The 17,951-nt window shown below is 64.2% G+C and carries 21 protein-coding genes and 2 pseudogenes; 11 read left to right on the top strand and 12 right to left on the bottom strand.

The window, feature by feature from the left end:
* Positions 1-25 precede the first annotated feature (25 nt).
* From rpsU to AC1D10_RS28335, 4 genes are all read right to left on the bottom strand, one after another.
* Positions 26-304 (bottom strand): 30S ribosomal protein S21, encoded by a 279-nt coding sequence (gene rpsU, locus AC1D10_RS28350; RefSeq protein ID WP_023810129.1) that lies wholly within the window; start codon positions 302-304, stop codon positions 26-28.
* A gap of 178 nt (positions 305-482) precedes the next feature.
* Positions 483-869 carry an SET domain-containing protein gene (locus AC1D10_RS28345; RefSeq protein ID WP_477277782.1) on the bottom strand — a complete coding sequence of 129 codons (387 nt, stop codon included), beginning with the start codon at positions 867-869 and terminating at the stop codon, positions 483-485.
* Positions 870-987: 118 nt separating this feature from the next.
* A complete protein-coding gene (locus AC1D10_RS28340) occupies positions 988-1,746 on the bottom strand; it encodes an SDR family oxidoreductase (RefSeq protein WP_477277780.1) in 759 nt (252 codons plus the stop codon).
* 224 nt (positions 1,747-1,970) lie between these two features.
* Positions 1,971-2,282, bottom strand: a complete 312-nt coding sequence (locus AC1D10_RS28335; RefSeq protein WP_477277778.1) for a YrdB family protein — start codon at positions 2,280-2,282, stop codon at positions 1,971-1,973.
* A gap of 201 nt (positions 2,283-2,483) precedes the next feature.
* Between AC1D10_RS28335 and AC1D10_RS28330 the strand changes: the two genes are divergently transcribed.
* The 7 genes from AC1D10_RS28330 (at position 2,484) to AC1D10_RS28300 (ending at position 9,183) form a co-directional block, all read left to right on the top strand.
* A complete protein-coding gene (locus tag AC1D10_RS28330) occupies positions 2,484-3,737 on the top strand; it encodes a sarcosine oxidase subunit beta (RefSeq protein WP_477277776.1) in 1,254 nt (417 codons plus the stop codon).
* Positions 3,737-4,159 carry a hypothetical protein gene (locus AC1D10_RS28325; protein ID WP_477277774.1) on the top strand — a complete coding sequence of 141 codons (423 nt, stop codon included), beginning with the start codon at positions 3,737-3,739 and terminating at the stop codon, positions 4,157-4,159. The genes AC1D10_RS28330 and AC1D10_RS28325 overlap by 1 nt, the downstream gene beginning before the upstream one ends.
* Positions 4,160-4,170: 11 nt before the next feature.
* The gene (locus AC1D10_RS28320) at positions 4,171-4,467 is read left to right on the top strand and encodes a sarcosine oxidase subunit delta (RefSeq protein WP_477277772.1); all 297 of its coding nucleotides are present in this window, start codon (positions 4,171-4,173) and stop codon (positions 4,465-4,467) included.
* Entirely contained in the window at positions 4,464-7,457 is a 2,994-nt protein-coding gene (locus AC1D10_RS28315) for a sarcosine oxidase subunit alpha (protein ID WP_477277770.1), read from the top strand. The genes AC1D10_RS28320 and AC1D10_RS28315 overlap by 4 nt, the downstream gene beginning before the upstream one ends.
* Complete coding sequence (locus tag AC1D10_RS28310; RefSeq protein WP_477277768.1) at positions 7,450-8,031, top strand: sarcosine oxidase subunit gamma; 582 nt, start codon at positions 7,450-7,452, stop codon at positions 8,029-8,031. Before AC1D10_RS28315 ends, AC1D10_RS28310 begins: the two co-directional genes overlap by 8 nt.
* Before the next feature lie 59 nt (positions 8,032-8,090).
* Positions 8,091-8,321 (top strand): hypothetical protein, encoded by a 231-nt coding sequence (locus AC1D10_RS28305; RefSeq protein WP_477277766.1) that lies wholly within the window; start codon positions 8,091-8,093, stop codon positions 8,319-8,321.
* A gap of 76 nt (positions 8,322-8,397) precedes the next feature.
* Positions 8,398-9,183: a ThuA domain-containing protein gene (locus AC1D10_RS28300; protein ID WP_477277764.1), complete on the top strand. Its 786-nt coding sequence runs from the start codon at positions 8,398-8,400 to the stop codon at positions 9,181-9,183.
* 28 nt (positions 9,184-9,211) lie between these two features.
* Here the strand turns inward: AC1D10_RS28300 and AC1D10_RS28295 are convergent, their stop codons facing one another.
* Positions 9,212-10,060, bottom strand: coding sequence for an SDR family oxidoreductase (locus AC1D10_RS28295; protein ID WP_477277762.1), 849 nt, complete (start codon positions 10,058-10,060; stop codon positions 9,212-9,214).
* 95 nt (positions 10,061-10,155) lie between these two features.
* Between AC1D10_RS28295 and AC1D10_RS28290 the strand changes: the two genes are divergently transcribed.
* A complete protein-coding gene (locus tag AC1D10_RS28290; RefSeq protein ID WP_477277760.1) occupies positions 10,156-11,082 on the top strand; it encodes an AraC family transcriptional regulator in 927 nt (308 codons plus the stop codon).
* 46 nt (positions 11,083-11,128) lie between these two features.
* On the opposite strand, the gene AC1D10_RS28285 is transcribed toward AC1D10_RS28290, so the two are convergent.
* The 3 genes from AC1D10_RS28285 to AC1D10_RS28275 all read right to left on the bottom strand — a co-directional run bounded on the left by AC1D10_RS28285 (position 11,129) and on the right by AC1D10_RS28275 (position 12,449).
* A complete protein-coding gene (locus tag AC1D10_RS28285) occupies positions 11,129-11,377 on the bottom strand; it encodes a DUF680 domain-containing protein (RefSeq protein WP_477277758.1) in 249 nt (82 codons plus the stop codon).
* Between the two features lie 215 nt (positions 11,378-11,592).
* Positions 11,593-12,237: a TetR/AcrR family transcriptional regulator gene (locus tag AC1D10_RS28280; RefSeq protein WP_477277756.1), complete on the bottom strand. Its 645-nt coding sequence runs from the start codon at positions 12,235-12,237 to the stop codon at positions 11,593-11,595.
* Positions 12,238-12,329: 92 nt separating this feature from the next.
* Positions 12,330-12,449: an SDR family oxidoreductase gene (locus AC1D10_RS28275; protein ID WP_477278147.1), complete on the bottom strand. Its 120-nt coding sequence runs from the start codon at positions 12,447-12,449 to the stop codon at positions 12,330-12,332.
* 36 nt (positions 12,450-12,485) lie between these two features.
* On the opposite strand from AC1D10_RS28275, the pseudogene AC1D10_RS28270 reads away from it, so the two are divergent.
* Positions 12,486-12,545: pseudogene (locus tag AC1D10_RS28270) on the top strand (hypothetical protein); the annotation flags it as partial.
* A 132-nt stretch (positions 12,546-12,677) separates the two neighbouring features.
* Here AC1D10_RS28270 and AC1D10_RS28265 read toward each other — a convergent pair.
* From AC1D10_RS28265 to AC1D10_RS28250, 4 genes and pseudogenes are all read right to left on the bottom strand, one after another.
* A pseudogene (locus AC1D10_RS28265) lies at positions 12,678-13,010 on the bottom strand (SDR family NAD(P)-dependent oxidoreductase); the annotation flags it as partial.
* Positions 13,010-14,044 (bottom strand): phosphotransferase, encoded by a 1,035-nt coding sequence (locus AC1D10_RS28260; RefSeq protein ID WP_477277754.1) that lies wholly within the window; start codon positions 14,042-14,044, stop codon positions 13,010-13,012. The pseudogene AC1D10_RS28265 and the gene AC1D10_RS28260, both read right to left, overlap by 1 nt.
* Positions 14,041-14,526 (bottom strand): MaoC family dehydratase, encoded by a 486-nt coding sequence (locus AC1D10_RS28255; protein WP_379103251.1) that lies wholly within the window; start codon positions 14,524-14,526, stop codon positions 14,041-14,043. Before AC1D10_RS28255 ends, AC1D10_RS28260 begins: the two co-directional genes overlap by 4 nt.
* A 39-nt stretch (positions 14,527-14,565) precedes the next feature.
* A complete protein-coding gene (locus AC1D10_RS28250; RefSeq protein WP_477277752.1) occupies positions 14,566-15,381 on the bottom strand; it encodes an SDR family oxidoreductase in 816 nt (271 codons plus the stop codon).
* Positions 15,382-15,503: 122 nt separating this feature from the next.
* Here AC1D10_RS28250 and AC1D10_RS28245 point away from each other — a divergent pair, with 122 nt between their 5' ends.
* Both AC1D10_RS28245 and AC1D10_RS28240 read left to right on the top strand, forming a co-directional pair.
* A complete protein-coding gene (locus AC1D10_RS28245) occupies positions 15,504-16,745 on the top strand; it encodes an acyl-CoA dehydrogenase family protein (RefSeq protein ID WP_477277750.1) in 1,242 nt (413 codons plus the stop codon).
* A 54-nt stretch (positions 16,746-16,799) separates the two neighbouring features.
* Positions 16,800-17,837, top strand: coding sequence for a zinc-binding dehydrogenase (locus tag AC1D10_RS28240; protein WP_477277748.1), 1,038 nt, complete (start codon positions 16,800-16,802; stop codon positions 17,835-17,837).
* The last annotated feature ends 114 nt before the right edge of the window (positions 17,838-17,951 follow it).

Here is a 17,951-nt window from a genome sequence, read left to right as displayed (position 1 = left end):
CTTCGAAAAGGACGAAAAATTGGCGTTAGAACCGCGGCGGACGCGGAGCACCACCTGCACCGCCGGCGGCGCCAGCAGCAACCGGACGCGGCGTCATCGGCAGCAGGCCTTCGCGCTGGGCACGCTTGCGGGCCAGCTTGCGGGCGCGGCGGACGGCTTCGGCCTTTTCACGGGCGCGCTTCTCGGAAGGCTTCTCGTAATGTCCGCGCATCTTCATTTCGCGGAAAATGCCTTCGCGCTGCATCTTCTTCTTGAGAGCGCGAAGCGCCTGATCAACGTTATTGTCGCGGACGAGTACCTGCACGGGCAATCCTGTCTTTCGGGTTTGATATCAACAGGCAAGCGGCCATAGCCACAAGCCTCCGCGGCGATTTACACCACGAATTGTGGCGGCTGATAGCAGAATCAGGCCGCGCTGTCCACAGCCGAAATGAAGATCAGCGGCCAAACCGCAGCCGGTTTGCCGCAAGGCAAGGAGCCGACTACGCTGTGGCGAGGTGCAGCCGCTCGAAATCCTCGAAGAACTCGCCGTAGTCGCAGGTGATCTCCTCGCCGGCCGCTATGTCGCGCGTCGCGGTCGCGCCGCCATACTGCGAAAAATCCGTATTTGGCCGTTCTGCGTGATTCATGAAGCGCCCATTGTCGACTTCATAGACCATGAAGCCTGGCCGGTCCGGGCTTGGATAGGCGTAGCGGTCGAGCAATTCCCTGAGATGCGGCGATGCTGCCTTGTACTTCTCCATCGGGATCAACCGGTCGAAATCCGGATCCAGCCGCCAGATCGAGGCGCCCTTCCTGATCGGCTCGGCGGCGAACACGCCAACGCCCTCGATTGCGCTCGCAGCCACATAGGTTCTGATCAGCATCATGGTTCCAGGACCCGTTTTGGCGTTTCGACACGAAACGGCATCGCCAAATCGCGGCGAAAAAGCAAGACCGGACGCCCATGTTGCGGCCATGAACATGCGTCCTGGCCGCGAAAACCCATCACGTCCGGTTGATCGACACGCCGCCATCGGCAAGCAATGCCGCTCCGGTGGTGAAACTCGAGGCGTCGGAGGCGAGGTAGAGCGCCGAGCGGGCGATCTCCTCCGGACCCGCGACACGCTTCAAGGCGTGCAGGTTTTCCACGAAAGCCCGCGATTCAGGGGTCTTGAAGGTCGCCGCCGGCGTGTCGGTGCCGCCGGGCAGCAGCGCGTTGACCCGCACGCCTTTCGGGCCATATTCGGCCGCAAGCACCTGCGTCAGCCCGATCAGCCCGGCCTTGCTCGCGGCATAGCTGGTCATGCCGGGCATGCCGACGGTGTGACCGACGAAGGTGGAGGTGAAGATCAGCGATCCGCCGCCCCGCTCGATCATGGCCGGCACCTGGTATTTCGCGCCGAGAAACGCGCTGGTCAGGTTGGTGTCCAGCGTCTCTCGCCATCCCTCCAGCGACAGGTCCGAAATCGGCCCCATCTGGCCGACGGCGCCGGCATTGTTGAAGGCGATGTCGAGGCCGCCGAATTCTTCGACCGCCAGATCGACAAGGGCTTTTGCATAGGCTTCGTCGCGGACATCGCCGGCAAGGGCGACGGCCGTTCCGTCGGCATCCTCGATTTCGGCGACAAGCGCATCAAGCTCGGCCTGGCGGCGGGCCGCGACGACGACCTTGGCGCCTTGCTCTGCAAAAAGTTTCGCGGTGGCGCGGCCGATGCCGGAACTGGCGCCGGTGACGATGGCGATCTTGTTGGCGAGTGCGAGCATGGATGTCGTCCTTCTGTCGGTCCTGTCTGGCCGACTGGTGCCGGCAACGAGGCCCCTTGATCGCAGGCCATGCCTTCCGCCGACACCCGATACCTGCGCAGTTGGATCTTGCCGCCGGTCGAGGCGAGCCAGCTCGCCACTCGCGAAACAGCGAGGCGGTTGGGCGAATTATTGCCGCAACAGCCATCCCAGGCGGTCGAGCGAAAATGCGTAGCTGATGACGATCAGCAGAGCGACGATGATGCCCGTGGTCGTGTAGCCGGCCACGTAGAATCCGGCGGCCCACCAAACAGGATCGCCAATTCCAGCACCAGCCGCACCGCGCCCTGAACTGGCACGGGGGCACGGCCCGACCGGCTTGGATCGTTGAGCACGGCAAAGGTTCCCCACAAGACGGCCGCAATGAGCGGCAGGGCCGGAGCCAGGATCCAACGCCACCATCCGTCGGAGAGACCCCATCCCGCCAGACCGAGGCCAAGCAAGGCGGCAAGCTCCAGCAGGAACCGCAATGTCAAATTCCACCAGGCTTTGCCCATGGTCGGCTCCTTGAATCCCGCGACGGGCAATGTGACCGAAGGCGGCCATGGCGGCCAGATCGCATGCGTCTTTTTCGGCGCGGCGCAAAACGGCAAGCGCCGTCGCAAACAGCGCAAGGGTGGAAGCTGCGTTTCGCTAGTGATACACCTCGCGCGCCGGGGCCGAGTGAACGCCCTGCCGCCATTTGCGAGGCTGGAACGTTGAAGAAATATTCGGTATTCGCCATCGCCCGCGAGGCAATGCGCGGCCATAAGGGCTGGGAGGAGCAATGGTCCTCGCCTGAGCCGAAGAAGGAGTACGACGTCATCATCGTCGGCGCCGGCGGCCATGGTCTGGCCACCGCCTATTATCTCGCCACGGTGCACGGCATCACCAATGTCGCGGTGCTGGAAAAGGGCTGGCTCGGCGGTGGCAACACCGGCCGCAACACCACCATCATCCGCTCCAACTATCTCTATGACGAGAGCGCCGGCATCTACGACCATGCGCTGAAGCTGTGGGACGGGCTGAGCCAGGAACTCAACTACAACGTCATGTATTCGGCGCGCGGCGTCATGATGCTGGCCCACAATGTGCACGACATCCAGGTGCTGAAGCGCCATGTCCACGCCAACCGGCTGAACGGCATCGACAATGAATGGCTGACGCCGGAGCAGGCGAAGGAGTTCTGCCCGCCGCTCAACATCTCCAGGGATGCGCGCTATCCGGTGGTCGGCGCTGCCTTGCAGCGCCGCGGCGGCACGGCGCGCCACGATGCCGTCGCCTGGGGCTATGCGCGCGGCGCTTCGGCGCGCGGCGTCCACATCATCCAGAACTGCGAGGTCACGGGCGTCAAGCGGGCGCCGAACGGCGCGGTCATGGGCGTCGACACGACGCGCGGCTTCATCGGCGCCAAGAAGGTCGGTGTCGTTGCCGCCGGCCATTCCTCGGTCATCATGAACATGGCCGGCGTGCGCATGCCGCTGGAAAGCTATCCGTTGCAGGCGCTGGTGTCGGAGCCGGTCAAGCCGGTGGTGCCGTGCGTGGTGATGTCGAACACGGTGCACGCCTACATCTCGCAGTCCGACAAGGGCGAACTGGTGATCGGCGCCGGCACCGACCAGTATGTCTCCTATTCGCAGACCGGCGGCCTGCACATCCTGCAGCACACGCTCGACGCCATCTGCGAGATGTTCCCGATCTTCACGCGCATGAAGATGCTGCGCTCGTGGGGCGGCATCGTCGACGTCACGCCGGATCGCTCGCCGATCCTGGCCAAGACGCCGGTGCCCGGCCTCTATGTCAATTGCGGCTGGGGCACGGGCGGCTTCAAGGCGACGCCGGGCTCGGGCCATGTCTTTGCCCACACCATCGCCAGGGACGATCCGCATCCGATCAACGCGCCCTTCACCATCGAACGCTTCCGCACCGGCCGGCTCATCGACGAGGCGGCAGCGGCGGCGGTGGCGCACTGATGATGGCGCAGATGGCTGTCGCCATGCCGCTGATGCTGGCGGGGGAACAGGGCATGTTCCATTTTCCCTCGGCGGACGAAGTGCGCACGCAGCCGATCAGCCGCGCCGGGAACGAGGCCGGATGGCCGTTTTCCGTCGACGACGGCACGCTGGCCTGCGTGTGGAGCGGCGGCCAGAAGGTGGTCATGTTCCTCGAGAACAGGCCTTCCGATCTTGACGAGGACGACATTTTCGAGCCGCGCCGCGTCATCGTCACGACCGACCCGATGCAACTCACGATCGGCAACATGGCGTATCGCGACCTGTTTCGCCCGGCTGCAAGCGTGGAGGAGCGCATCAGGCTCGTCGCGCCTTTTGCAACCATGGGCCAAAAGCTTTGCGACCAACCCGCCGGCGCTCACGTCGGCCACGGCGAATTGTAGGAACGAACCAGATGCTTCTCATCCGCTGCCCCTATTGCGAGGAAGAGCGCCCGGAGCTCGAGTTCCGCAATGCCGGCGAGGCGCATATCGCACGCTCGGCCAACATCGCTGGCGAGACCGACGACGATTTCGAAAAGTTCTTCTTCATCCGCTCGAATCCCAAAGGGATCATCCATGAGCGCTGGCGGCACATGCATGGCTGCGCCCGCTTCTTCAATGCGGTGCGCGACACCGTCACCGACAAGTTCGTCATGACCTACAAGGCCGGCGAACCGAAGCCGTCTAAGCTGCCTGGAGTTGCCAAATGAGCGGCGCGTTCCGCGTTCCCGGCGCCGGTCGCCTCAAACAGGCGAAAACCGCGCGGTTCAGCTTCGATGGCCAGTCCTACGCCGGCATCGAGGGCGATACGCTGGCCTCGGCACTGCTTGCCAATGGCGTTCATCTCGTCGGCCGCTCGTTCAAGTATCACCGTCCGCGTGGCATTCTGTCGGCGGGCGCGGAAGAGCCGAACGCGCTGGTTGAGATCAGGCGCGACGCGGCGCGCAAGACGCCGAATGTGCGGGCCACCGTGCAGGAGCTCTATGACGGGCTTGCCGCGCAGTCGCAGAACCGCTGGCCGTCGCTGTCGTTTGACGTCGGCGCGGTCAACGACATCGCTTCGCCGATGTTTTCGGCCGGCTTCTACTACAAGACCTTCATGTGGCCGAAGGCGGCGTGGAAGAGCCTCTACGAGCCGAAGATCCGCGCCGCGGCCGGGCTTGGCGTTTCCCCCGATCAGCCGGATCCCGACCATTATTCGTCGCGCTATGCGCATTGCGACGTGCTGGTGCTGGGCGGCGGTGCGGCCGGCATTGCGGCCGCACTTGCCGCGGCCGAGAGCGGGGTGCGCGTCATCCTCGCCGATGAACAGGCCGAATTCGGCGGCAGCCTGCGTTTCGAGACCGGCGCTGGGATCGATGGCCAGGACGGCTTTGCCTGGGCACAGGCGGCGATTGCCAGGCTCCAAGGCATGGACAATGTCCGCGTGCTCTCGCGCACGACGGCCTTCGGCTATTACGCACAGAATTTCGTCGGCCTGGTCGAACGTGTCAGCGATCATCTCGCAACCCCCGGCCACGATCTGGCGCGTGAGCGGCTGTGGCAGGTTCGCGCCAAGCGCGTGGTGCTGGCCTCCGGCGCCATCGAGCGCCACATGGTGTTCGCCGACAATGACCGGCCGGGCATCATGCTCGCAGGCGCTGCGCGGACCTATCTCAACCACTATGGCGTTGCGGTCGGCAAAAATGTCGGCGTCTACACCGCCAATGATTCCGCCTATGCGGCGGCGATCGACCTGAAGAAGGCCGGCGTCGACGTGGCGGCGATCGTCGACCTGCGCGACCATCCGACAGGGCCGGTGATCGATGAGGCGAGGGGGCTCGGCATCGAGGTCAATTTCGGCCGCGCGGTGATCCGCGCCGGGGGCAAGCTCAGGGTGTCGTCGATGACCGTGCAGCCAAAGAATGGCGGCGGCGAACGCACCATCCCGGTCGATGCGATCCTGATGTCGGCCGGCTGGACGCCGTCCGTGCATCTGTTCTCGCAGTCGCGCGGCAAGGTCGCCTTCAACGACGAAACCAAGCGCTTCGTGCCGGGCACCTATGCGCAGGATTGCGTCTCGGTCGGCGCCTGCAACGGCACCGACGGACTGTCGGCGACGATCGACGAGGCCTATGCGGCGGGCGCCAAGGCGGCCAAGGATGCCGGCGCGAAAACCGCCAAGGGCAACAAGCCGAAGGTCGATGCCTCGGAGAGCTGGTCGCGCGGCATGCTGGGCGCTGCCCCCGGCGCCGGGCCGGACACGACGGTCAAGGCCTTCGTCGATTTCCAGAACGATGTCACTGCCAAGGATATCCGCCAGGCGGTGCATGAAGGCATGCGCTCGATCGAACACGTCAAGCGCTTCACCACCAACGGCATGGCGACCGACCAGGGCAAGACCTCCAACATGCACGGCCTGGCGATTGCCGCCGAGACGCTCGGAAAGCCGATCCCGGAGGTCGGCCTGACCACGTTCCGGGCGCCCTATACGCCGGTGACCTTCGGCGCGATCGTCAGTCATGCGCGCGGTCCGCTGTTCGACCCGACGCGCAAGACGGCGATCCATCCGTGGGCCGAAGCCCAGGGTGCCGTGTTCGAGGATGTCGGGCAGTGGAAGCGCGCCTGGTATTTCCCCAAGGCCGGCGAAGACATGCACGCCGCGGTCGACCGCGAATGCGTCGCGGTGCGCAAGACGGCCGGCCTGTTCGATGCCTCGACGCTGGGCAAGATCGAAGTGGTCGGGCCGGATGCGGCCAAGTTCATGGAGCTGCTCTACACCAACCCGTGGGAGAAGCTGGAGCCGGGCCGCTGCCGCTATGGCATCATGCTGCGCGAGGATGGTTTCATCTATGATGACGGCGTCGTGGGCCGGCTGGCGCCCGACCGCTTCCATGTGACGACGACGACAGGTGGCGCGCCGCGCGTCATGAACCACATGGAGGATTATCTCCAGACCGAGTTCCCGCATCTCAATGTCTGGCTGACCTCGATCACCGAGCAGTGGGCGGTCATCGCCGTGCAGGGACCGAAGTCGCGCGACATCATCGCGCCCCTGGTCGAAGGCATCGACATGTCCGACGAGGCGCTGCCGCACATGTCTGTGCGCGAAGGCAAGATCTGCGGCGTGCCGACCCGACTGTTCCGCATGTCGTTCACCGGCGAACGTGGCTTCGAGGTCAACGTGCCGGCCGACTACGGCCAGGCCGTCTGGGAAGCGCTTTGGGCCGAGGGCCAGAAGCACGGTGCTGCCGCCTACGGCACCGAGGCGATGCATGTGCTGCGCGCCGAAAAGGGCTACATCATCGTCGGCCAGGACACCGACGGCACGGTGACGCCGAACGACGCCGGTCTCGACTGGGCGGTCGGCAAGAAGAAGGCCGACTTCGTCGGCATTCGCGGCATGGCGCGGCCGGATCTGGTCGCCAAGGGCCGCAAGCAGCTGGTCGGTCTCAAGACCAAGGACCCGAAGGTGGTTCTGGAAGAGGGCGCACAGATCGTCGAGGACCCCAAGCAGGCGATCCCGATGAAGATGATCGGCCACGTCACTTCCAGCTACTGGTCGGAAAATTGCGGCCGCTCGATCGCGCTGGCGCTGGTTGCCGGCGGTCGCGACCGGATGGGCGACACGCTCTATGTGCCGATGCCGAACGGGGTGATCGAAGTGGAGGTTACCGGCATGGTGTTCTTCGACGAGACGGGAGGGCGCCTCAATGGCTAAGGCTGCTGCGAAGAAAACTGCTGTTGCCGCGCCATCGGTCGAGCGCCGCCCGGCGCTGGCCGGGCGCACCACCATCGCCACCGGGGTCAAGGTCGAGGTTCTGCCGCCTGCCGATCGCATCTCGCTGCGCGCGCCGGAGGCTTCGGTGCCAGCACTGTCGAAGGCGCTCGGCGTGACCTTGCCGACAAAGCCGAAGACCTCGGCCACGAAGGCAGGCCGCACCGCATTGTGGCTCGGCCCCGACGAATGGCTGGTCATCGATGAAGCCGGCAGCGATCCGCTCGCCGATTGCACCAAGGTTACTTTGCTGCATTCGGCGGTCGGCATTTCGCATCGCAACATCGCGATTGCCGTTACGGGTGCTGGGGCGGCGGCGACGATCAATTCGGGCTGCCCGCAGGATCTGTCGCTCGAAGCCTTCCCGGTCGGGGCGGCTTCGCGCACCATCCTGGGCAAGGCCGAGATCGTGCTGCTGCGCAACGGCCCTGACGCCTTCCGGGTCGAGTGCTGGCGTTCCTTCTCGGACTATGTCTTTACTTTCCTGTCCGAGGGATCGCGGGACGCAGCGGTCTGAACTCGGAACGATTTGCAGGGCGCGCTCGTTCTGCATTCGCACGCCGAGGGAGAATGCCGATGCCGTCGAATTCCGCGCCGAAGTCGCCGGTCAAAAAGAGCGCTGCCGTTCGCTCGCTCGAACATGAGCAACACGAAGAGTCCAGCGCCGAAGAGGAACTCGAGGAAGGCCTCGAGGACACCTTTCCGGCCAGCGATCCGGTGTCGATAACCGGAACGTCCATCTCCGGCGGTCCCGCGAAGCCGGGCAAGGCCAAGACCGTGCAAGGGCGCAAGAAGCGCACGACGTAGTTTCCATCGGACCAGGCCGGGTCGGACCTTCTCAATCCCATTGGACATGCTATTTAAAGCGCTTTGGGAGAGAAAAATGCCGACAAAAGCCATCGTTTGGGGCGAGAACGTCCACGAGCAGACCAATGCCGCCGTTCGCGGCCTTTATCCCGAGGGCATGCATGGCACTATTGCCGCGGCGCTCAACCAGGACAAGGGCATCGAGGCGACCACCGCCACCTTGCAAGAGCCCGAGCATGGCTTGAGCGAGAAGCGCCTGGCCGCCACCGACGTGCTGCTGTGGTGGGGCCATGCGGCACATGGCGAGGTCAAGGACGAGATCGTCGAGCGGGTGCAGAAGCGGGTGTGGGAAGGCATGGGGCTAATCGTGCTCCATTCCGGCCACTACTCGAGGATTTTCAAGCGGCTGATGGGCACGCCCTGTTCGTTGAAATGGCGTGAGGCGGGCGAGCGCGAGCGTGTCTGGGCGATCAACCGCAGCCACCCGATCGCGCAAGGCATCGGCGAGTGCCTGGAGATCGGCGAGACGGAAATGTATGGCGAGCCGTTCGCCGTGCCGGAACCGCTCGAGACGGTGTTCGTCTCCTGGTACGAGGGCGGCGAGGTGTTCCGGTCGGGGCTGACCTATCAGCGCGGCGCCGGCAGGATCTTCTACTTTTCGCCCGGCCACGAGACCTATCCGATCTACCACAATGAGGGCGTGCAGCAGGTGCTGCGCAACGCCGTGCACTGGGCGCACAACCCGGCGCCGGCCTGGTCCGGCATCACCAATGCGCCGAACGTGCCGACGGATGCGGCCAAGGAGAAGATCGTCCAGAAAGGGCTGCGCCTGCATGCCGATGGCGACAAGGGTTTGAGCTAATGGGGCCTGGTTCAATGGGGGCCTGAGGTCAGTTGGACCTGCTATCACGCCAGGCGCTTTGACCCATCAGGCGGTTCATAGTGGTCAGGTATTCGTCTTCCGACGTCGACCAGCGCAGCCTTGCCATTTCCACCGTATCCGGGCCGGCGAGGTAACGCAGCCGGTGCGACGGATCGGTCGCCGCCGCATAGATCGTCGCGACGACCTGATCTTCGTCGGCATCAGGGAATGGATAGTTCATCATCGACTGCATCATGTGATCGAAGTACGGCCTGTACGATGCCGGAACGGAAACGGCCTGTGACGCCGCCATGGTGTTGGAGGTGAAGTTGGTGGTGCGCATGGCGCCGGGCTCCACAAGCTTGACAAGGATATTTTGCGATTCAAGCTCGTAGGACAGCGATTCCGCGAGGCCTTCGACGGCATGCTTGGTCGCCGTGTACAGCGCCAGAAGCGGTACGGCGGCCAGCCCAACGCCGGAGCTGATGTTGACGATCGTCCCGCCACCGTGATTGCGCAAATGCGGAATGATCGCCTGTACGACATTCATGATGCCGAAGACATTGGTTTCGAAAATTCCGCGGATCGTCTCCTTAGCGGTGGCTTCGAAGATCGAGACGACACTGATGCCGGCATTGTTGACGACGGCGTCGATGCGGCCGAAGCGCTCGACGCCGGCGGCAATCGCGGTCTCGATGCTTGCGGGGTCGGTGACGTCGAGAGGCAGGACAAGCATTTGATCGGCATAGTCGGAGGCGAGGCTTGTATCCGGCTTTCGCATGGTCGCGACGACATTCCAGCCCTCGGCGCCGAAATGCCTTGCCGTGGTCTTGCCGAGCCCGGACGAACAGCCGGTGATGAGGACGGTCTTGGTCATTCACATAACTCCCTGAGGGTCAGGTGACTGATCTAGGCAAAACGATTGGTCTGATCTATAATGAAAACTACCAAATTGATTACGGATCGTCTCATTTGGACCCTTTGACCGACATCATCACCCTGTTGCGCCCGAGGACGCTCCTGCTCGGCAACCTTGCCGCGACCGGCGCGTGGGGCATCCGTTCGCCCCATCAGAGCGATCCCACCTTCTATCTGGTGACCGAGGGCGAATGCTGGTTTCAGCCCGATGACGGGGATGCGGTGCGGCTGTGCATGGGGGACTACCTTCTGGCCGCGCAGCCATCTTCGCCGTGCTTCGTCAGCAGCCCCGGCGCCAGGCTCATCCTGTCCGACGCCGCATTCAAGGAACGCAACACAGTCAATAACGAACTCAGGGTCGGCGACGGCATCGAAGGTGGTCCGACGACGCGCATTCTCGGCGGTCTGATCATCTGCGATCCGGCAAATGCCGACCTGCTGTTCGGCCTGCTGCCACGCTTCACGCATATCCGGGCAGCGGAAGATGTCGGGGAGAGGCTCGGAAGCCTGATGCGGATCATCGTCGACGAAACGCGTGCCGCCAGGCCGGCGAGGGACATGGTGCTGTCGCGGCTGATCGAGGTGATGCTGATCGAAACGCTGCGTCGCGACGGTGCGCGGCGCGCGTCACAGCCCCGAGGCCTGCTTGGCGGCCTTGCCGACCCGCAACTGGCCAGGGCCTTGGCGCATATTCATTCCGATGTCGGCAGGGCGTGGACGATTGGCGAACTGGCAAAGAGTGCCGGCATGTCGCGGTCGCGATTTGCTCGGCGCTTCGTCGACATCGTCGGGGCGGCACCTGTGGAATATCTGCTGGCATGGCGCATGGCGCTTGCCAAGGACGCGCTGCTGCACAGCCAGAAGCCGCTCAGCCAGATCGCGGCCGATGTGGGCTATCAATCGGCTAGTGCCTTCAGCACTGCCTTCAGCGGCAAAGTCGGCTGTGCGCCAACCCAATATGCCGCTCGAAGTCGGGGGTAGACACCCATCCGTGCCCGGGGAAACCCCGGGCGCGTGTTATCCGGTCTCAGAATGTGCTGGGCACGATCCACGGATTGATGCTGATGCCGAGGCGCGGGCCCTTGCCTTCAGCGGTGTTTTCCGTGGAGCCCTTCTTCTCGACCGAGCCGGTCGAAGTGCAATCGAGCTTCACATGGGTCCTGGTGTCGACGCAGGTCGCGGCCGGGGCCTGCTTGACCGGCTGGGTGGCACTGGCGGCGAAGGCCGAGCCCGAAAGCGCCAGCACGGCGGCGATGGTGAGGAGCGTCTTTTTCATCGTCAGTCTCCGATTTCGACGGTTGAATTTTCTTCGTACATGTACGATACGGTGTACATATACGAGCGGAGATGCCGGTGTTCAAGTCAGAAAACGTACATGTACAATAAATTTTATTGAACTTTTATTGAACGCCGAAAATCGCGACGTTCTGGCACAGCCGAGCGCTCCAATCGGTCGTTGGTCGTGGTGATAAGAGCCCGTGAGTGTGTCGCTCAGCAGTTGACTGGCGTCTCGGTCAGAGGCGGCACATTCTGCGTACTCAGCGTGGCAAGCGTGAAATCGCACATCCGCTTTACGAAGGCCTGCGCGTCGCCGAAGGGATAGAACGGAAAGGTGATCAGCAGCGAGATCGTGCCGTGGCCGACCGCCCACAGCATGGTGGCGATGGCGCGCGGGTCGCCCTGCAACTTGCCGGCGGCGACGCAGGCCTCGACCCTGCTGATCAGCGCATTCATCGCCGGGTTGCTCGCTTCCATGTCCTCGTACCTCCTGCCTTCCGGCAGCTTGGTCTTCTCGGTCATGAACACGGTGCGGTATTCGTTGGGATTGCCGAGCCCGAAAGCGGCATATTCGGTCATGACCGCCTGCAATGCCTCGATCGGATCGTCGGAGGTATGCTCTTCTATGCGGCGGGCAAGCGTCTCGAACGCATCCTCGGCCAGCGTGAACAGGATGTCCTGCTTGTCGGCGAAGTACGAATAGACCGACATCGGCGCGTAGCCGACCCGCTTGGCCAATTTGCGGATGGTCAGGCCTTCATAGCCTTCTTCCTGGACGAGCTTGTGCGCGGCCTCGACCAGTTCGGAGCGCAGTTCGGCTCTCTGTTTCTCGCGGCGTTTCTGGACGCTCGGCGGCAAGATCTCGTGCCTTCGTTTTGTTGGTGCCTGGCTAAATTATATACGCTGTACGAAAACGAACAAGGGCGCGACAGGTTCCCAAACGGCATGCATCAGATCGCGCCGACGCCGCCGTCTATGGCCAGCGCATGGCCGGTCATGAAGGAATTGGCCGGGTCGGCGGCGAACAGGATGGCTGTGGTGATTTCGTCGACTTCGGCCACCCGCTTCATCGGCACGCCACGCGTCAGTTCGGCCAAAGCCTCGCCATCGTCAACATCGCTTCGGCCGCCGGCCTGTCGGGCGCGCCTAAACTTTCGGTCTATGCCGCCGCCAAGCACGGCGTCATCGGCCTGACCCGCTCGGCGGCGGTCGAATGCGCCGCCCCTGCCGGTCGCCTTGAACTGCCGCTCCATCTGCGGGATCTGATGCTTCATGGCATAGAACACACCGAGCAGATCGACCTCCAGCACGCGGCGCGCCTCGTCCGAGGGGACTTGCGGCAAGCGCACGAAGCTCTGGACGATGCCGGCATTGTTGATGGCGACATCCAGGCGGCCGAATTTCTCGACCGCCAGCCTGACCAGGTCCTCGGACAGTTTTTCGTCGGCGATGTTGCCGGCGAGGATCGCCGTTTCGGCCTGCAGCGTGTCTGCGAGACCGGCCAGCGCCTTTTCATCGATGTCCGACAGAACCAGCCGCGCGCCCTCGGTGGCAAAGCCTTTCGCCGCACCCCGGCCAAGCCCACCGGCAGCACCGGTGATCAGCACGGTTGCCCCCTCAAAGCGGCCCATCATGTCTCCTTGTCGATCAGTCTCACGGCAAGATGCGAAAGCAGTTTCACGGCCTCGCCATAGGTTTTGGCCTTTTCCGGATTGGAGGCGTTGCCGTCCAGCGCCCGCCTGAAGACGCCTTGGCAGATCGCCGCCAGCCGGAAGAAGGAGAAGGCCAGGAAGAAGCTCCAGTTGCCTATGCCGTCCAGTCCGCGCCGCCGGCAGTAGGCGGCGACATAATCCGCTTCCGAGGGCAGGCCGAGCGTGCGACGATCGACGCCACCCAGACCGCGAAAGCCCGAGGCGTGCGGCAGGCGCCACTGCATGCACTGATAGGCGATGTCGGCAAAGGGGTGGCCGAGCGTCGAGAGTTCCCAGTCGAGCACCGCCAGCACTTGAGGCCGATCAGGTGCGAAGATCAGATTGTCCAGCCGGTAGTCGCCATGCACCAGCGAGACGCGGCCGTCATCGGCGGGACTGTGCGTCTCCAGCCAGGCAATCAGCCGGTCCATCTCGGCAACGGTGCCGGTTTCCGAGGCGCGGTACTGGCTGGTCCAGCGCGCCAGCTGGCGCTCGAAATAGTTGCCCGGCCGGCCGAAATCGCCGAGACCAGCGGCCGCGACATCGACATCGTGCAGGGCCACAAGCGTCGCATTCATGGCATCGTAGATGGCGGCGCGTTCTTCATTGTCGCGAGATTCCGGCAGCGCCGGATCCCAGAAGATGCGGCCGTCGAGGAAATCCATGACGTAGAACATGCGGCCGATCGGTGAAACCTCCGCCGACAGATGCAGCATCCTGGGCACTGGCACGGCGGTGCTGGCAAGCGCGCTCATCACGGTGAATTCGCGGTCGACCTGATGCGCCGATTTCAGCAATTGCCCGGGCGGCTTGGCGCGCAACACGTAGCGGCCGCTTTGCGCGGTCAAAAGGTAAGTCGGGTTCGATTGGCCGGATTTGAACTTTTCGATGGAGGCAAGCCCGGTAAAGCCGGGGATGCTGGCCTCGAGATAAGGCGCCAGTGCTGCCTGGTCGAGAACGTTCGGATCGATCATGCCGTCTCGGGCTGGCGTTCTATCAAGGTCAGCGTCAGCCAGCGAGCGGTCAGCGCCGGTTTCTTCGAGCCTTCAATCTCGATCGTCACATCATGCGCGGTCTGCACCCAGCCCGACGGCCTGACCTTGACGTCAGCCAGCACGAAACGGGTGCGGATGCGCGCGCCGGTCTTCACCGGCGCCAGGAAGCGCAGCGAATCGAAGCCGTGGTTGACGCCCATCTTGCCGTTTTCCAGCGGCGGCATGGTCTCGAAGGTCATCGCCGACAACAGCGACAGCGACAGGAAGCCATGCGCGATGGTGCCGCCGAACGGCGTCTCGCGCATGGCGCGCTCCGGATCGCAGTGGATGAACTGGTGGTCGTCGGTGGCGTCGGCAAACTGGTCGATCATGCGCTGCGTGACCACACGCCACGGCGACACGCCAACCTCCTTGCCGACACTGGCCAGAAGCAAATCGAGACTGATCGGTTCCACGCGGATGTCCTCCAGTTCACCCCCGGCTTCTCTGGCCGGAAAATGTCATTCCTTGAACAAGGTCAGTCCATGCTGCACCGACTGCCCGCCGTCGATCGGCAGGATGGCGCCGGTGACATAGCTGCCTGCACGGCTGCACAAATAGAGCGTTGCGCCGGCAATGTCATCCGGTGCACCGATACGGCCGATCGGAACATGGCTGCCGACATGTCTGGCCTGTTCCTGCGTGCCGGTGGCAAATGCCGTCATGCGGCTCTGGAAGGGGCCGGGGGCGAAGGCGTTGACGGTGATGCGGCGGGCGGCGAACTCGACCGCCAGGGTGCGCGTCAGATGATGGACCGCGGCTTTCGACGCCGTGTAGGAATAGGCGTCGTCGGCCAGCGGCTGCGTGCCCATCACCGAACCCAGGTTGATCACTCGGGCCGGATCGGCATCGCTGGCGGCGGCATCGAGCAACGGCAGCAATTCGCGCGTCAGATGGAAGACCGCGGTGACATTGACGCCAAGCACCTTGGCCCATGCCGAATAGGGGAAGCTCTCCAGCGGCGCCCCCCAGGACACGCCGGCGTTGTTGATCAGGATGTTCAGGTGGTCGGTACGCGCCTTGACCTCGGCGACGAGTGCCGCAATGCCGGCTTCGCTGGAGACATCGCCAGCAAAGCCTTCGGCTCGGCCCGGTACACCAAGCCCGTTCAGTTCAGCTGCGACCTTGATGCAATCCTCGCCCTTGCGCGAGGCGATCATCACGCTGGCGCCCGCCCTCACCAGCGCGGTGGCCGCCATGCGGCCGATGCCGGTCGCCGCTCCCGTCACCAGCGCGGTCTTGCCGGCCACCGAAAACAGCTCGTCCAGATAGCCCATCACAATCCTCCGCGCCTTGCCTCGGCATCAGGGCAAAACAGTTCGCGTTGACAAGGCTATCCGAAGTACGGTCATCCTTGCCACGGGTAAAATGCCTGGCGTGCATGAAGGGTTAGCGACCGATGACGGAGATGAATCTCGGCATGTCCGAGCGGCTGAAGCCGATCCATGCGCGCGTCGCCGCCATGGTGCGCGACGAGATCATGCCGCTCGACAGGGAATTCCTGGGCGAAGTGGGCAAGCAAGGCGACCGCTGGGTCTATAGCGCGCGCCAGAGCGAGATCCTCGAAGGGCTGAAGAGGACCGCACGGGAGCGCGGCCTGTGGAATTTCTGGCTGACCGGCTCGGAGCGCGGCTACGGCCTTTCCACCGTCGAATACGCCTATCTGGCCGAGGAGATGGGCAAGGCGCATCTCGGCGCCGAGACCTTCAACTGCTCGGCGCCCGACACCGGCAACATGGAGGTGCTGGAGCGCTACGGTTCGGCTGACCACAAGCAGGCGTGGCTCGAGCCGCTGCTCGACGGCAAGATCCGCTCGGCCTATCTGATGACCGAGCCGGATGTCGCCTCGTCCGACGCCACCAACATTGCGATGCGCTGTGAACGCCAGGGCGACGACTATGTGCTCAACGGCGAGAAATGGTGGGCGTCGGGCGCCGGCGATCCGCGCTGCGCCATCTACATCGTCATGGTCAGGACCGGTGGCGATGATGAGCCGACACATCGGCGGCATTCGATGATCCTGGTGCCTGCCGACACAAAAGGCGTGACCAAGGTCCGGGCCATGCAGGTCTATGGCGAGGACGACGCGCCGCATGGCCACATGCATCTTCGCTTCGACAATGTGCGCGTGCCCGCAGCGAACCTGATCCTCGGCGAGGGCAGGGGTTTCGAGATCGCGCAAGGGCGGCTCGGTCCCGGCCGCATCCACCACTGCATGCGCGCCATCGGCCAGGCCGAAATGGCGCTGGAGATGCTGTGCCAGCGTTCCGTGCGCCGCGAGGCCTTCGGTCAGCCCCTGGCCAAGCTCGGCGCCAACTTCGACATCATCGCCGAATGCCGCATGGAGATCGAGATGGCCCGGCTGCTCTGCCTCAAGGCGGCGTGGATGATCGACCGGGGCGACCCGCGCGCCGCAGCCCCCTGGATCAGCCAGATCAAGGTGATCGCGCCGCGCGTCGCGCTCAAGGTCACCGACGAGGCGGTGCAGATGTTCGGCGCGCAAGGCATCAGCCAGGACACGCCGCTGGCGCGCTCATGGACGCATCTACGGACATTGCGCCTTGCCGACGGACCGGACGCCGTGCATCGCCGCCAGGTGGCGCGGACGGAGCTGAAGAAATACACGCAGGATAGGGTCTGAGCGCCGGCATTCGTCATCCGGCGACGCCGACCGGTCCAAGCAGGGAGTGTTCCGATGACCGTCCCCTCCGAAATGAAGGCGCTGCTGCTTGTCGGCGACGGCTACACCAGGACGCCGAGCGGCAGCGTGCTGGAGGCGATGGAGCCCTATCTCGAGGAGGGCAGCATCGCGGTGCCGACGCCGGGGCCAACGCAGGTGCTGATCAAGGTCGGCCTGGCCTCGATCAATCCGTCCGATGTCATGTTCGTCAAAGGCCAGTACGGCCAGCCGCGCGCCAAGGGCCAGCCGGCCGGTTTCGAGGGGGTCGGCACCGTCGTCGCCAGTGGCGACGAGCCCTATCCCAAAAGCCTGACCGGCAAGCGCGTCGCTTTCGCCACCGGCGTCACCAACTGGGGCTCATGGGCCGAATATGCCGTCGCCGAGGCGGTGGTCTGCATCCCGTTGCTCGACACCGTCCGCGACGAGGATGGTGCGGCGATGATCGTCAACCCGCTCACCGCGCTCGCCATGTTCGACATCGTCAAACAGGAAGGCGAAAAGGCGTTCGTCATGACCGCCGGCGCCAGCCAGCTCTGCAAACTGATCATCGGCCTGGCCAAGGAAGAGGGTTTCCGACCCATCGTCACCGTGCGCCGCGACGATCAGATCGCGCTGCTCAAAGCGCTTGGCGCGGCGCATGTCCTCAACGAGAAGGCGCCGGATTTCAAGGCGACGCTGCGCGAGGTGATGAAGGCCGAACAGCCGCACATCTTCCTCGACGCGGTCACCGGGCCGCTGGCTTCCGCCATCTTCGACGCCATGCCGAAGCGCTCGCGCTGGATCATCTACGGGCGGCTCGATCCCGAAGCCACGATCATCCGTGAACCCGGCCAACTGATCTTCCAGCACAAGCATATCGAAGGTTTTTGGCTGAGCGAGTGGATGCGCCAGTTTCGCGACCGCCGCGGCCCGGCGATCCTGGAAGCGCAGAAGCGTTTCTCCGATGGGCGCTGGTCGACCGATGTGACGGCGGTGGTGCCGCTCGCCGAGGCAATGGCGCGGATGCCGACGGAACTGGCCAGGCCCAACGGCAAGGTGTTCATTCGGCCGTAGCATGAAGGTGCCAGACGTTCGAATGCGCAGCAATCACAGGCTCTCGATGCCAAAAAAGATCCTGGTGTGCGGCTGCCGCCAGCCGGTCGGGCGGACATCCGCGTCTTTCAGCCC

It is taken from the genome of Mesorhizobium sp. P2_A8 (assembly GCF_056404935.1).
The sequence above is the reverse complement of the archived record's forward strand: the minus strand, read 5'-3'. Positions and strand labels throughout refer to the sequence as shown.